Raw genomic sequence first — 13583 nt, 5'->3', positions numbered from 1 at the left:
ATAAATATATATTAAGTCAATTGCTACGCAAAAAAAGCAGCCATTACTTTTGTAATGACTACTTTGTCTACAGTCTGCGATGCTTGTTAATCAAGCATCTTTTTTTGATTAGCAATCAGGAAAAGTTAATTCAGATATGCAACATGCTATTCGCAAAAAAAGCAATATATTCTAAGAAATGCATTAAATATAAATGTTTTCAGATTTATACTTAAGATAGAGATAAGTAAAATAAAATTTAGTATGAGGGAAATATGTATAAAGATAGTATTAAAGCGCAGTTTAGACTGATGATTTCTGGAATTTCCTTTAAAGTTTCATTTATGCTAGTTTTTGGTCTGTCTCTAATCTCCTACATCCTCAATATTATGACGTATCAGAACACAGATATCAGTCAGATGATGTCGGCTACGGCATTATTTATGTTGAATGATACCGCTCCTCTATTCGGATATTTGGAAGTCATGTTACCAATCATTGCGGTTTTCCCCTTTGTATTCTCCTCCTTGGATGATCAGGAGATGAATATTTATCCGTATATTTTCACTCGACAAAGCCGAAAGTTATATCTATATTCTAAATATATTGTCTCGATAATCGGAGGATTTATAGTTCTTTTTATTCCCTTATTGATCAACTGGCTTCTTTGCATGGTAACCTTCCCAATCAATAAGAATACATTTTGGGGCGGGTACAATGAACTTTATTATCAGGCGACACTCGTTGGGGATAATTGGGAGATCCTCTCAAGGCATTCAGGGTTGCCATTTTTGAAACTATATTTGTTTAGTCCGGTTCTTTACAGTTTTTTCTTTATTTTTATAGCTTCATTGCTTTCCAGTGCCTTTTCAGCGATATCTTTTGCGTTTTCTCTGGTACTGAGAAAACACAAAATCCTTCTTTTACTACCTGGCTTTCTGATATTTACTGCCCTTCGGCTACTAAATGCCTATATCTATTCCTTGAATGGAAGAGGTATCCCATACCTTAACGTTAACTTATTCCAGTACATCCAGATTAGCGGCTATACGATCGGAAAAAGCTTTCTTTTCTTTTTTTTGATGATCCTATTCTTCTTTTTTACGAGCTTTTTGGGTGTTCAGTTCACCTTAAGGAGAAGGAGCCGACGACGAAATGAATAAACGATTTTTAGCCCGTACTTTGTTGGCGATACCTTTTGTGCTGGTCTTTGAGTCGATGATCTTGATCTCAGAGAAACAGCCTGATCGGTCGGTAGCAGAGTTGTTCATGGGATTCGTCGTGGGGACCATTACCCACCCGGAACGGCGTTATTTTGTTTTTACCCTTGAAGGACTTCTTTATATCTTTCTTTTTCAAATTCTTTTCGGAAGTTATATTTATCAGGAGTTTCGGTACAGCAACACGTATGTATTTAGCCGCATCTCTGGAATCGGAAAGTGGTTCATGACAAAATCACTGTTCCTCGGTTTTTTTACGGGGATTTATGTCTTTTTGTATTTGGGAACTTTCTATCTGCTTGCCCTATATCACACCGGGAATCCACCGGATCTTCCTTCCTGGATTCTGTTGATCAAATTTTTCGTTCAGGTGTTCCTCGTTACGTTCACCGGAACCATGTTGATCAATATTCTTTCCCTTTCGCTAGGCAATACATTGGCTTATCTAGTGGTCTATGGCCTTCAGATCATGGAAGTGTACATCATTATGAGTTATACGGAAATTCCGATCTTAAACCGATCTCCAGTGCTGTTGAAGTTTTTTCCGTTCAGCAGTCTGGTTATTAATACGGCTGGTTCGCCACCCTTTGACATGGCGGCACTTACCAGTCACCTACTGATTAGCTTCAGTTGTTTTTTCTTTTGCTTTTGGAAGGTGAAACAAACGGATGTATCCCTGGTTAAATACCACTAGGAGGCGACGATGAGCACGATAACGGTTAAAAATTACAGCAAGAAGATCAAGAAAGCACAAATTTTGAATCAGGTGAATTTATCCTTGGAAAAGGGGAAAATATATGGGATCATCGGGCGGAACGGGTCAGGGAAAACCATGCTTCTACGCGCTTTGGGAAGGCTGATACAGCCAACGAGCGGGACTATCGATTTTAACGGGGTTGATCTTTCCAATCCCGATGGAATCTCCTTAAGGGCGGGAGTTGTCATTGAACATGCCGAGATGTATCCGCATCTTACGGGGTATGAAAATCTAGAGTTCCTTGCTTCCATCCAAAAGATCATCACTCCTCAGGAGATCAGGATGGCCATGGGTCGGATTGGACTGGATCCTGAGGATCCTCGGACGTATAAGAAATACTCGCTGGGAATGAAGCAGCGCCTTGCCATAGCCCAGGCGATCATGGAGAGACCGGATTACCTTCTCTTCGATGAACCCACCAATGCCTTGGATGGCGAGGGTTTAGAGCTATGGAGAAACATCATTGAAGAGGAAGCCCAAAAAGGCGCGATTGTGGTGATTTGCAGCCATGACCGAGAGGAAATTCAATCCTTGAGCCATGAAATTTACACCATGCATGAAGGGAGACTCGAGAAGTATGTTCAAGCGTGATTGGATTTGGGCAGGTGCGTTGTTGGGCGTTTTTTTTCTGGCGTTCCTTTTCGGACAGTATCAGCGCGCACATTTTCTGGACACCGGTCTTTCGCGTATGACCACGTACTCGGAGCTGGAAAATGAGGAAATATATATCGCTTCTCCCTTAGGAATGGTTGGGGAGGATTTAGGGTATAACTCCTATTCCAAGCATCAGGATGAGTTAGTATCAGATTTGATGCTGTCATCCGTCGTTGCCATCGTCGAGCCCACGGGGGTTCTAGAGATAGGAAAAGAGAGCTTTGGGCAGGAGTTTACCGTGAAGACGGGAATACGCGGGGATCTTTCGGAAGGGGACGTGGGGAAGATATACACCCATTTGGGATTTAGCACCGGCGACAGAGACCAGATTCTGTATCATGGCTTTTTTAACGTCATGAAACCTGGCGAGCAATATCTGATTTTTATGGAGCCCACCAAATGGAATTCACTTTCCGGGAAAAAAGAGTTCAATACAGAAAGAATCTATGGGTATTTTAACGTGAAAAAGGACGCATCAGGACAAGCTCGATCCCAGTATACCCGCTGGAAAGATGCTCAGGATGAGGAGTTTTTTGTCACCTCGCAAAGACTGCTGGACGAGATTTACGGGTTTAAAAACCGAATGTTGTCAGAGTTTGAGGAGAGTATCCCGTGAAAATTTTCGAGGATTTGAAAGAACCCCCACCGCTGAACTGAAATCAGCAGTGGGGGTTTTGCAGTTAAAGAATATCGCTGGCGAGAGCTTCGGCTTTGGAGTAGCCTTTTTCAATGCCCTTCATGACTCGGGTGGACTTGGAGGTGTCTCCCAGGAGAATGCCGGCAACGAGTTTCTCATCCTTGAAGAAGAGCTTCTTGTAGAGATACTTGCTTCTAGCCCGGAAGGAAAGAACTTCCAGGGAAGGGTCGTTAAAATCTATGCTTCCGGCGGAGAAGACCTTGGCGTTCAGGGCATTGAAGTTGGTGGAGAGTACCAGGGGCGGGAACTCCATATCCACACCGGTGGCATTGGCACCGGCTACGCGTCCCATGGTGAGGGCAGCGGGCCAGGTACCGTAAACGAAACCGCCCACTTCGGCCACATCCCCGCAGGCGTAAACGTCCGGAGCGCTGGTTTCCATGCGGGTATTCACCTGGATCCCGCGATCCACGGCGATGCCGGCATCTTTGGCCAAGGATGTGGCCGGGCGAACGCCCACGGAAAAGAGAAGAAGATCACAGGGGAGGGTCATGCCGTTTTTCAGTTTCAGGCTCCGGAGGACAGGATTCCCCTCAGCATCCTCTTCCAGGTTGATGCCTTCCAGTGAATCGCCCAAAATGAGCTCTATTCCGCTTTCGTCGGCGATGGTTTTGAAGATGACACCCGCTTCATCATCCAGCTGCTTCGGGAGAAGCCGGGGGAAAAACTCCACCACGGAGACATCCAGACCGCAGTTTTTCAGACTCCAGGCCGCTTCCAGGCCCAGGAGGCCGCCCCCGATGACCACCGCTTTCTTGGATTCAGGAAGCTTTTCCCGGAGGGCCAAGGCGTCAGCCAGCTCGCGGATGCTGTAGATGCCGCTGATGTGACGGTAATGGGCGCTGCTGAGCTTGTCCACTTCCACCACCTCATCCTGACGATAGAGGCTGGTTTCCACAGGGGGGATAAAGTTGTAGCTGCCCATGGCAAGGATCAGCTTGTGGTAAGAGCGGGAGGAGCCATCACTAAACGTGACGTTTTTCTTCTCCGTGTCCAGGGACACGGCTTCCACGCCCAGGACCTGGGTGATGCGGTTTTTCTCGTACCATTCCAGCTTGGCCATATAGAACTTGTCATCGGGCATGGCCGCCTCGAAGCATTCGGCCAGCTGGGTTCGCAAATAGGTTCGTTCCGGTTCTTTGGAGACGATGACGATCTCGGCTTCCGCGTTGTTCTTTCGAATTTCTGAAGCAGCGAAATGGCCTGCCGGGCCGTTTCCGAGAATCAGAAAAGTTTCGTTTCCAGGGACGGAATTCTTTTCCATAAAGTACCTCCATAAATCTGCATTATCGTGAAATGAGACGTTTTCATATGAATTATAGGCTCAATATCTGGGGATATCAACGCATGAATTGTGAATGAAATTTGAACTTTCGTTACTTCAGAACTTTTTCTGGATTTTTCGCGGCACTTTGCCCAGGAGGCCCCTTTCCCGTATAATAGAAAACATCAGTCATCGCGGTGGGAGGGTTGTTCAACATGAAGTCGAAAGGAAACTATATCTTGGCCATGCTGATTTTCGGCAGCATTGGTCTTGTGGTCCGCCGGGTGGAGGTGGACTCCGTGGTCCTCGCCTTTTATCGGAGCCTTCTGGGCAGCGGGGTCATGCTGCTGACCTTTTTCGTGCGAAAAGAACGGCTGGCCCTCACCCCTGTGAAAGCCCAGGGCGGGCTGCTCCTTTGTGCAGGAACGGCACTAGGCATCAACTGGATCCTTCTTTTTGAAGCCTACCGAAGGACCAGCATCACCAGTGCGACATTAGCGTACTACATGGCTCCAGTGATTTTCCTGGGCCTTTCCTTCCTCTTTCTTCAACTTCGGTTTACGGCGGTGCGGGGAATGACCTTGTTCATTGCCCTTTTGGGCATGACGCTCCTTCTCACGGGCGGAAACCCCCAGAGCGTGGGGAATGCCAACCTTGCGGGAATTGCCTTTGGTCTTGCTGCGGCCTTCTTCTACGCCCTGGTGATCCTCATGAACCGGATGCTGAAGGACCTTCCCGGCCGAACCCGGACTCTCCTGGAGCTCCTCACGGCCAGCGGTGTGCTCTTCCTCTATCTTCTGGTTTCGGGGAGGCTGCCTTTGCTTCGCTTGACCTCAGGTGCCTGGTTTCCGGTTCTCCTTCTGGGTGTGGTTCACACGGGTGTGGCCTATGCGCTCTATTTCGGAGCCGTGGAGAAGCTGGATGCCCAGCATGTGGCCCTCTACAGCTACCTGGATCCCTTGGCGGCCATGGTGCTGGCAGGGCTTTTCCTGTCCGAATCCATCACCTTGAACCAGGGGATCGGCGCCCTCCTCATTTTAGGCTCCTCCTTCCTCTTTGAGGTCTTGGGGAAAAAAGAACAGCGCCGCAGCGAATAGCTGCAGCGCTGGGGTTCTTTATTGAGTTAGTTGGCAGGGGTAATGGGGACATAGACGCGGGTGAGGAGCTCATCATCCAGCATGTAGAGGGCGGCAGGATTCTGCTCCGCTCTTTTAATTTTGCCTAAAATCGTGTTGAGGTTGTTCTCCTCTTCCACCTGCTCGTCCACATACCACTTCAGGAAGCTGATGGTGGCATGCTCTCTTTCCTCCATGGCGATGTCCATGAGGTTGTAGATGCGGGCGGTCACGGTCTTCTCGTGGGCCAGGGACTTCTCAAAGGTATCCTTGTAGCCGGCGAAGTTGACTTCGGGATCGGGAATTCCCTTCAGGATGACACGGGCATTCATCTCGATAAGATAATCGTAGAACTTCATGGCGTGATCCACTTCTTCCTTAGCCTGGACACGGTAAAAGTTCGCTGCACCATGGAAGTCATTATCCTCGCAGTAAGCAACCATGGAGAGATAAAGATAGGAGGAGAGTAGCTCATAGTTGATCTGATCATTGATGGCGTCAATCAGTCTTTGACTTAACATGTGATTTCCTTCCTTTCAAACAATATTTCCGCAAATTTTGCGGGTTCATTCATGGGGTATAGCTCTATTATAGTCGTCCTTCTTTAGAAACACAACTTTACGGAAGAACGCGAAACCCTGGAAACTGCGTATTTCCGGAAACCTGAAGGAAGTTCACGGACTGTTCAGAATTTAGTCTTTGTATGCCTGGAGGGGAGACACTAGAATGAGAGTAGAAAGGATGGAAAGACGCCATCCCTTGAAGGAGGAGAACCATGGAAAAATTTTTGACGGTGGAAGGCCTGGGAAAAGTCAATCAGGCCCCGGACTGCATTCAAATGGAGTTTCATCTGCTGACGACCCATGAAAAATATGACAAGGCGGTGGCCCATTCCCGGGAGGAGTACAGTCGGCTGGAAAAAGCCATGACCGGTGCCGGTTTGGCTCCGGAAGAGCTGAAAACCTCCAATCTTCAGGTGGAAACCTGGTACGAGCAGGAAAATGATGGCCGTATGTATCGCCAGGTGTTCAAAGGGTACCGGATCAGTTCCCGGTTATTTGTGGAAATCCCTCTGGACCTCATTCTCTTGGCCAAAATCATCGAAAACATCACCCGCGAAGGCTCGTCCCCGGAGTTTTCCCTCGTCTTCGCCTTGAAGAATCCGGAGCTCCTTCTGGAGGAAGCCCTGAAAAATGCGGTGCTTGACGCCAAGAAGAAAGCCCAGATCCTGACGGAAACCGCAGGGGTTTCTTTAGGAGAAATCCTCTCCATGACCAGTCTGCCCCAGGAGGGAATCTTCCCGCCATCCCGGGTGGAGATGCCCATGCTTCAAGCCAAAGCGTCATTGGATATGGCCATGAATCCCCGGGATGTGGAGACCACGGCCCGGGTAAACATCAGCTTCGCCCTCACCTGAAATTTCCATTGCCAAGGCCTGGGGATGTCCGTATAATCTTCAGTAATACAAATCTGCAGGACGAGGAAGTGCATAGTCATGAAGACCAACAAAAACGGTAAACCTGAAAAACGGGAGACCTTCTCCACCAGTCTGGCGGTGTTTTTCGCCACCCTAGGCTCCGCCGTGGGACTGGGAAATATCTGGAAGTTTCCCTATATGACCGGGATGAACGGCGGAGGCGCCTTTATTCTGGTGTATCTCTTCTTCGTTCTCCTCATCGGCATCCCAATCATGCTTTCCGAGTTCTATCTGGGCCGGAAAACCCGATCCAATGTGGTAGGCGTCTTTGACAAACTGAAGGCCTCACGCTTCTGGAAACTCATTGGGTACTTCGGGCTGCTCTCCGCCATGCTCATTATGTTTTTCTACAGCACCGTGGCCGGATGGGTGTATTCCTATGTGTTCAAGGCGTTGCGGGGCGATTTCCGTAGCCTTTCTTCCATGGGGCTGGCAGAAGCCAAAGCCGCGGCGGAGAAGGCCTTTGAAACCACCGCCGGGGGAACCTACGAACCCATGGTCTGGCAGTTCGTTGCTGTCTTTGTGGTGGCGGCGATCCTTTTAGGCGGGGTGAAGAAAGGCATTGAGCGGGTGACCAAAACCCTCATGCCGCTGCTCCTCACCCTCATTGTCATCTGTGCCGTGCGGGCCCTTACCCTCAGCGGAGCGGGCGAAGGGGTGGCGTTTCTCATGAAAGCCGACTTTTCCAAGCTCTCCGCCGCCTCCGTGCTGGCGGCCATGGGGCTGGCTTTCTTTAAGCTTTCCCTGGGTATGGGCACCATGGTGACCTATGGCAGTTACTTCAACAAAGAGAATAATCTCATTGGCACCTCCTTCCAAGTGGCCATCTCCGATACCCTGGTGTCGCTTTTGGCGGGGCTAGCCGTTTTCCCCGTGGTTTTCACCTTTAATCTGGCGCCGGAAGGGGGACCGGGACTGCTCTTTGCCACCATTCCCCTGGTGTTCTCCCTGCTTCCCCTGGGAAATCTTCTCCTGGTGCTGTTCTTCCTCCTCACGGCCATTGCCGCCACCACCGCCATGATCTCCATGGTGGAAGTGCCTGTGGTGATTTTCATGGAGGAGCTGAAGGTGCCGAGGAAGAAAGCGGTGCTCCTCATTACAGGACTCATGTTCGTCATCGGAGTCCTGACCACCCATCCCCAGAGCCTCTTTGGAGGCGTCACGATAGCCGGAAAGAGTCTCTTTGATCTCTTTGACTACCTGTCCTCCAATATCCTTATGCCCCTGGGCGGGCTCCTCATTACCCTCTTTGTGGCCTACTTTGTGAAGAAAAACGAGCTGATCCGGGAAATGACCAACAATGGTCATCTGAAGACCGCCGGCTTGGTAACACTTCTGCAGTTCGTGCTTAAGTTTGTGACGCCCCTGCTGCTGATTATCGTTTTTCTCAATGCCTTGGGAATTCTCAAGCTCTAGACTGAAAAATCCGAACCCGGAAGCGATTCCGGGTTTTTTTCCGTTCTAACGGGCGGATTTCCTTCCTTCCCCCAGGGGGATGGGGTATAATTTTGGAAGAAGCGCGGTGTGCATCGAGAAGAAGAAGGAGGAGACGAATCATGGACACAACGGAAAAACTGGAAAAACTGAAGCTCCTTCTGGATGAAAATCAGTTTAAAAAACTGCGATCGGAGCTGCAGGAATACAATGAAGTGGATATCTCCGAATTTATCGAGAGCCTGAGCCGGGAAAAAGCCCTCATCGTGTTCCGCATGCTGCCCAAGGACCTGGCGGCTGAAGTGTTTTCCAATCTGGATGTGGCGGTGCAGGAAAAGATCATCGCGGAGATCACTGACCAGGAGCTGGGCGGGATTCTGGATGAAATGTTTGTGGATGACATGGTGGACATGCTGGAGGAGCTTCCCGCCGGCGTGGTGAAGCGCGTGCTGAAAAACACTGACGAGAAAACCCGGGGCACCATCAATACCTTTCTAAAATACCCCAAGGACTCCGCCGGAAGCATCATGACGGCAGAGTATACCAACCTTCGGGCCAATATGACCGTAAAGGAAGCCATAGCCTATCTGCGAAAGCATGGAGCAGACAGTGAAACCCTTTATAACTGCTACGTCATCGATGCCAACCGGATTCTGGGCGGCGTGGTTTCCCTCAGAACCCTCATGCTGGCCTCCAACGAGACCCTGGTCAGTGACCTATTGGAGAGCGAAGTGGTGAAGATCCATACCTCCGATGACAAGGAAGAAGCGGCCTATCTTTTCAGTCGCTATGATTATCTGTCCCTTCCCGTGGTGGACTCGGAGGAACGGCTGGTGGGCATCATCACCGTCGACGACATCATCGATGTCATGGCGGAGGAAACCACCGAGGACTTTGAAAAAATGGCGGCTACTTTCCCTTCGGGGAAACCCTATCTGAAAACCCCGGCCTGGGAACTGGCGAGAAACCGCATCGTCTGGCTCACGGTGCTGATGATTTCGGGCATCGTCACGGGGGGAATCCTCTCCCGGTATGAAGAAGCCTTCACGGCCATCCCCCTATTAGTGACCTTCATCCCCATGCTGACCAATACGGGAGGAAATGCGGGCTCCCAAAGCAGCACCCTGGTCATCCGCGGCATGGTGCTCAATGAGATCAGTGTCAGAGACGGTCTTCAGGTTCTTTGGAAGGAGTTTCGGGTGAGCCTGGTGGTGGGTTTATTCCTGGCGGTGATTAACTTTATCCGTCTTTCCCTGAGCTATCCCGGAAAAGGATCCATCGTCCTGGTGGTGTCCCTGGCCATCTTTGCCACGGTGATCATTGCGAAAATCGTGGGCGGAATTCTCCCTTTAGTGGCCAAGGTCTTCAAGGCGGACCCGGCCATCATGGCATCCCCCCTCATCACCACCATCGTCGATGCCCTGTCCCTCATCATCTACTTCAATCTGGCCACCTGGATTCTCAACTTGTAGGAGGAAACATGAACCCGAAGACGAAGAAGACCCTCTTCCTGATTCTCGGCACAGTTGCAGCAGGCATCGCCCTAGGAGTGTATCTCGCCCTGGGCAATCCGGCCTTCAACCCCTTTGAACAGTTCTCTTTAGGCGAAATCTATGGGGGTCTCTTCCTGTTCGTCATCGGGATCCAGGTCATCACAGCTATCCATGAGCTGGGACATTTGACCATGGGGAAAATCCTGGGCTACCGCTTCGGGCAGCTTCGGGTGGGCCGCCTGGTCATCACCCGGGTGAATACCCAGCTGAAGCTGAGTCTGATCAAGAATCAGGGGTATGGCGGGCTGTGCGCCATGTTCCCTTCGGAAGGCAGCACCTTGAAAGCCTATGCTCTTTTTGCCTCCGGCGGAATTCTCGCCAATGCGCTGACGGGCACATTGCTTCTTTTTAGCGCCTCCTGGGGAGGCCTCTCGCCGGTACTTCGGTTTTCCTTGCAGCTCACCGGGGCCTTTTCCCTGGTTTTCGGGCTGCTCAATGCCTTTCCCTACCACAGTATGAACCAGCCCACGGACGGGCTGGTGGTGTGGAGCATCCTGGGGGACAAGCCATTGGCCAAAGACCTTTATGCCATGCAGCTGGTGTCCAGTCAGCTCATGGCGGGAATCCGTCCCCGGGAGATGACCATCCCTTCAGAGGACCCAGAAAAAGGCTTTACCGCCCAAGGGGCTTCGCTGATGCTTTATCGCTATTTTCAGCACATGGACCGGGAGGAAATCCCGGAGGCGGGAAAGGTGCTCCAGGTTCTGCGGGAGCATTTGGAGGAGCTGCCGCCGTTTACGCTGCCGGCGTTTTACTATGAACTGATCTTTTATGCCCTCCTCACCCAAGATCTCGAGGAAGCCCGGAAGTACTATGCTTTAGCCGGGAAAATTCTCCAGACGGACCAGGATATCAATGGTCTTCGGGTAAAGGCCTACTATGCGGCTCTTGAGGAGCAGGATCGGGAAAAAGCCCGGGCTTTCGCTCGGGAAGGACTCCAGGTGGAACAGCATTTTCCCCTGGCGGGTCAGGGAATCTATGAAGGGGATCTTCTTCGGCAGCTTCTGCAAAGGCTGGATGAGGATTCTTCACGTTCTTAAAGGCGAAAGCCTTTCTTTTTTTTCGAAAATTCAGCGAATGCCAAGAATTTGGACAGTCTCTCTTAAGCATTGCCCCCCATGATAAGGTTAGCGAAAAAGGGGGAGGGCCATGGAAGTTCGAAAAAGACACCGGAAAAAACGAAAACAACAGCAGCTTCTTCGCCGGGCCATGGCGGGGGGCGTCCTTCTCCTGGTTCTCGTTCTGCTTTTCCAGGGCCGGGGACAGGAAGCCAAGATTCCGGATTTTTCGGGGGTGCTGGAGAAGGAAGAAGAGTTCCCGGAAATTCTCGATCCGCAAAGCCGTATAGCGGAGCTGGATCAGCTTAACCGGCGTACCCGGGAGGCAGCGGAGCTCTTTTTGCGCATCGCCCAGGATCGGGGTCTTCCCGTGACGATTACGGAAACCTACCGAACCCCGGAGCGTCAGGCTCAGCTCTATGCCCAGGGCCGCACCGCACCGGGGCCGGTGGTCACCTGGACCCAAAATTCACAGCATACCCACCGAAACGCCTTTGACATTGCCAAGAATGTGGTGGGGGAGGAGTATACGGATCTGGAATTTTTTAAGGAAGCCGCGGAGATCGGACGCCTCATCGGATTGGAAGCCGGGTATGACTGGGACGATGGGCGCCAGGATATGCCGCATTTTCAGCTGGGTCCCTTTACCCGGATTATCTATCCGGAAGGGTACTCCCGGAAGGAGGAACCATGACGAAAGGAAAAAAATGGTTCATGGCCGGGGTGCTCATCCTCAGCCTGTCCGCATTTCTTTATGGAGAAAATCACCGACTCACCGTCACGGCAGTCCTGGTGGAGGATGAGAAAATCCCCGCAGGCTTTGGCGGATACCGGATTCTTCAACTCTCCGATCTCCATGGCCAGACCTTTGGGAAGGACCAGACCCGGCTCCTGGCCAAAATTCAGAAACTGGATCCCCATCTCATCGTCATCACCGGGGACTTCCTGGACCAGAAGACCACGGATCTGAGGGCCCTGGAGGATTTAACCGGGGACCTCCTGGAAGTGGCACCGGTCTATGTGGTGTCGGGAAACCATGAGGGTGGACCTTTGGGCGAAAAGCTTCTCCAGCGGATGGAGAAGTTGGGAGCCCGGGTGCTGCGAAATGAAGCCGTACTCTTAACCCATGCAGGAGATGAACTTCTCCTGGCCGGACTTTCGGATCCTGTACTGCAGATCGGGGACTTTCAAGAAGCGCTGAAGACCCTGTCCCAGGAAACGGCGGAGGCCCCTTACCGGATTCTTCTCGCCCATCGGCCAGAGTATTTGCCGGACTACGCCGAAGCGTCCTGGAATCTCGTCTTCTCTGGCCATGCCCACGGGGGACAGTTCCGTCTACCCGGCATCGGCGGGCTGGTGGCTCCAGGGCAAGGTTTCTTCCCGCCTTGGGATGCGGGACTTCAGGAAGCAGGGGATACCCTCATGATGGTGTCCCGGGGACTGGGCAATAGCATCATTCCCCAAAGGCTGGGCAACCCGCCGGAGCTGGTCCTGGTGACCCTGCGCCATCTTTCAGCCCCGTGACGGGTGTTCATGGTTTAGCCACGGGGAGGAAACGGATTTGACATGAGCCCCGGGTATAATGGAGAAAATGGCCTCTTGGCCGGGGAAGGAAGATCATCATGAAAGAGAAACTTCGGATTAAAGGGCTGGGTCACTCCGCCTTCAAGATTACCCTGTCGGATTATCATGTGGTTATTGATCCCTATGGGGACCATAAGGTCCCGGGCCTTCTGCCCCTTCGGGTAGATGCCCATGCCGTTTATGCCACCCATGGTCACGGTGATCACCACTTTCTGGAAGCGGTGACCCTCCTGGCCGAAGCACCGCCCTCCCCCTGGACCCTGACCCGGATCCCCTCTGCCCATGACGGGGTGGGCGGAAAGCTCCGGGGAATGAATGACATCCTTCTCTTTGAAGGCGGGGGCTGGCGCATCGCCCATTTGGGGGATCTGGGGGAAATGCTCTCGGAGGAGAAGCGGGCCATGCTTCGTCATTTGGATGTTCTCATGATCCCCGTGGGGGGATTTTTTACCCTGGGGCCCCAGGAAGCGCTGGAGCTTCTGGAGGCTCTTCATCCCCGCATCGTGGTGCCCATGCATTATCGGGAGGGGGAATTGGGGTATGAGGAACTGGAGGAGCTAACCAGTTTTCTTCAGTTCTGCCCCGAGGTGAAACACTATCCCACCGGAGAGATCCTCCTGGATGAGGATACCCCGGATCAGACGGCGGTGTTGGCCTACGTTCCAGGTTCCGTTTAAATTTTAGCCAAGGTTGGGGTATTTTTTCGGGATCCTCCCGGGGAAGCCATGGCATCTCCCCTAAAATTGTGCTAAGGTGAAATCAGGATCACCATGAACCACAAGGAGATGAGA

General features: G+C 51.4%; 13 protein-coding genes. 11 read left to right on the top strand and 2 right to left on the bottom strand.

Annotation, left to right across the window (positions count from 1 at the left end; translation table 11 throughout):
* The first annotated feature begins 1134 nt into the window (after positions 1-1134).
* Genes KCG48_RS07825 through KCG48_RS07815 form a run of 3 tightly spaced genes read left to right on the top strand, consistent with a single transcriptional unit; the run spans position 1135 to position 3226 of the window.
* Positions 1135-1893 (top strand): hypothetical protein, encoded by a 759-nt coding sequence (locus tag KCG48_RS07825; RefSeq protein ID WP_211801084.1) that lies wholly within the window; start codon positions 1135-1137, stop codon positions 1891-1893.
* Positions 1894-1902: 9 nt separating this feature from the next.
* Positions 1903-2547 carry an ABC transporter ATP-binding protein gene (locus KCG48_RS07820; protein ID WP_211801083.1) on the top strand — a complete coding sequence of 215 codons (645 nt, stop codon included), beginning with the start codon at positions 1903-1905 and terminating at the stop codon, positions 2545-2547.
* On the top strand, positions 2534-3226 hold the full coding sequence (locus KCG48_RS07815; RefSeq protein WP_211801082.1) for a hypothetical protein: 693 nt from the start codon (positions 2534-2536) through the stop codon (positions 3224-3226). The genes KCG48_RS07820 and KCG48_RS07815 overlap by 14 nt, the downstream gene beginning before the upstream one ends.
* A gap of 64 nt (positions 3227-3290) precedes the next feature.
* Here the strand turns inward: KCG48_RS07815 and KCG48_RS07810 are convergent, their stop codons facing one another.
* Positions 3291-4571, bottom strand: coding sequence for an NAD(P)/FAD-dependent oxidoreductase (locus KCG48_RS07810; RefSeq protein WP_211801081.1), 1281 nt, complete (start codon positions 4569-4571; stop codon positions 3291-3293).
* Positions 4572-4786: 215 nt separating this feature from the next.
* Here KCG48_RS07810 and KCG48_RS07805 point away from each other — a divergent pair, with 215 nt between their 5' ends.
* The gene (locus KCG48_RS07805) at positions 4787-5668 is read left to right on the top strand and encodes a DMT family transporter (RefSeq protein WP_211801080.1); all 882 of its coding nucleotides are present in this window, start codon (positions 4787-4789) and stop codon (positions 5666-5668) included.
* Between the two features lie 26 nt (positions 5669-5694).
* Here the strand turns inward: KCG48_RS07805 and KCG48_RS07800 are convergent, their stop codons facing one another.
* Positions 5695-6207, bottom strand: a complete 513-nt coding sequence (locus tag KCG48_RS07800) for a ferritin (protein ID WP_211801079.1) — start codon at positions 6205-6207, stop codon at positions 5695-5697.
* Positions 6208-6461: 254 nt separating this feature from the next.
* Here KCG48_RS07800 and KCG48_RS07795 point away from each other — a divergent pair, with 254 nt between their 5' ends.
* The 7 genes from KCG48_RS07795 (at position 6462) to KCG48_RS07765 (ending at position 13469) form a co-directional block, all read left to right on the top strand.
* Positions 6462-7103, top strand: a complete 642-nt coding sequence (locus tag KCG48_RS07795) for an SIMPL domain-containing protein (RefSeq protein WP_211801077.1) — start codon at positions 6462-6464, stop codon at positions 7101-7103.
* Between the two features lie 78 nt (positions 7104-7181).
* Positions 7182-8579, top strand: a complete 1398-nt coding sequence (locus KCG48_RS07790; RefSeq protein ID WP_211801075.1) for a sodium-dependent transporter — start codon at positions 7182-7184, stop codon at positions 8577-8579.
* 140 nt (positions 8580-8719) lie between these two features.
* A complete protein-coding gene (mgtE, locus tag KCG48_RS07785; RefSeq protein WP_211801073.1) occupies positions 8720-10069 on the top strand; it encodes a magnesium transporter in 1350 nt (449 codons plus the stop codon).
* Positions 10070-10077: 8 nt separating this feature from the next.
* Complete coding sequence (locus KCG48_RS07780) at positions 10078-11190, top strand: zinc metalloprotease (RefSeq protein WP_211801071.1); 1113 nt, start codon at positions 10078-10080, stop codon at positions 11188-11190.
* A gap of 109 nt (positions 11191-11299) precedes the next feature.
* Positions 11300-11902, top strand: coding sequence for a M15 family metallopeptidase (locus tag KCG48_RS07775; protein ID WP_211801069.1), 603 nt, complete (start codon positions 11300-11302; stop codon positions 11900-11902).
* Complete coding sequence (locus KCG48_RS07770; RefSeq protein ID WP_230977051.1) at positions 11899-12732, top strand: metallophosphoesterase; 834 nt, start codon at positions 11899-11901, stop codon at positions 12730-12732. Before KCG48_RS07775 ends, KCG48_RS07770 begins: the two co-directional genes overlap by 4 nt.
* Positions 12733-12830: 98 nt before the next feature.
* Entirely contained in the window at positions 12831-13469 is a 639-nt protein-coding gene (locus tag KCG48_RS07765; protein WP_211801068.1) for an MBL fold metallo-hydrolase, read from the top strand.
* Positions 13470-13583: the final 114 nt, after the last annotated feature.

Source organism: Proteiniclasticum sediminis, from assembly GCF_018128025.1.
Lineage (GTDB): Bacteria > Bacillota > Clostridia > Clostridiales > Clostridiaceae > Proteiniclasticum > Proteiniclasticum sediminis.
This window is presented reverse-complemented; position numbering and strand designations above follow the sequence as displayed.

Coding starts and splice junctions, on each gene's coding strand:
- KCG48_RS07825 (WP_211801084.1), top strand. CDS start 1,135: ATGAATAAACGATTTTTAGCCCGTACTTTGTTGGCGATACCTTTTGTG.
- KCG48_RS07820 (WP_211801083.1), top strand. CDS start 1,903: ATGAGCACGATAACGGTTAAAAATTACAGCAAGAAGATCAAGAAAGCA.
- KCG48_RS07815 (WP_211801082.1), top strand. CDS start 2,534: ATGTTCAAGCGTGATTGGATTTGGGCAGGTGCGTTGTTGGGCGTTTTT.
- KCG48_RS07810 (WP_211801081.1), bottom strand. CDS start 4,571: ATGGAAAAGAATTCCGTCCCTGGAAACGAAACTTTTCTGATTCTCGGA.
- KCG48_RS07805 (WP_211801080.1), top strand. CDS start 4,787: ATGAAGTCGAAAGGAAACTATATCTTGGCCATGCTGATTTTCGGCAGC.
- KCG48_RS07800 (WP_211801079.1), bottom strand. CDS start 6,207: ATGTTAAGTCAAAGACTGATTGACGCCATCAATGATCAGATCAACTAT.
- KCG48_RS07795 (WP_211801077.1), top strand. CDS start 6,462: ATGGAAAAATTTTTGACGGTGGAAGGCCTGGGAAAAGTCAATCAGGCC.
- KCG48_RS07790 (WP_211801075.1), top strand. CDS start 7,182: ATGAAGACCAACAAAAACGGTAAACCTGAAAAACGGGAGACCTTCTCC.
- mgtE (WP_211801073.1), top strand. CDS start 8,720: ATGGACACAACGGAAAAACTGGAAAAACTGAAGCTCCTTCTGGATGAA.
- KCG48_RS07780 (WP_211801071.1), top strand. CDS start 10,078: ATGAACCCGAAGACGAAGAAGACCCTCTTCCTGATTCTCGGCACAGTT.
- KCG48_RS07775 (WP_211801069.1), top strand. CDS start 11,300: ATGGAAGTTCGAAAAAGACACCGGAAAAAACGAAAACAACAGCAGCTT.
- KCG48_RS07770 (WP_230977051.1), top strand. CDS start 11,899: ATGACGAAAGGAAAAAAATGGTTCATGGCCGGGGTGCTCATCCTCAGC.
- KCG48_RS07765 (WP_211801068.1), top strand. CDS start 12,831: ATGAAAGAGAAACTTCGGATTAAAGGGCTGGGTCACTCCGCCTTCAAG.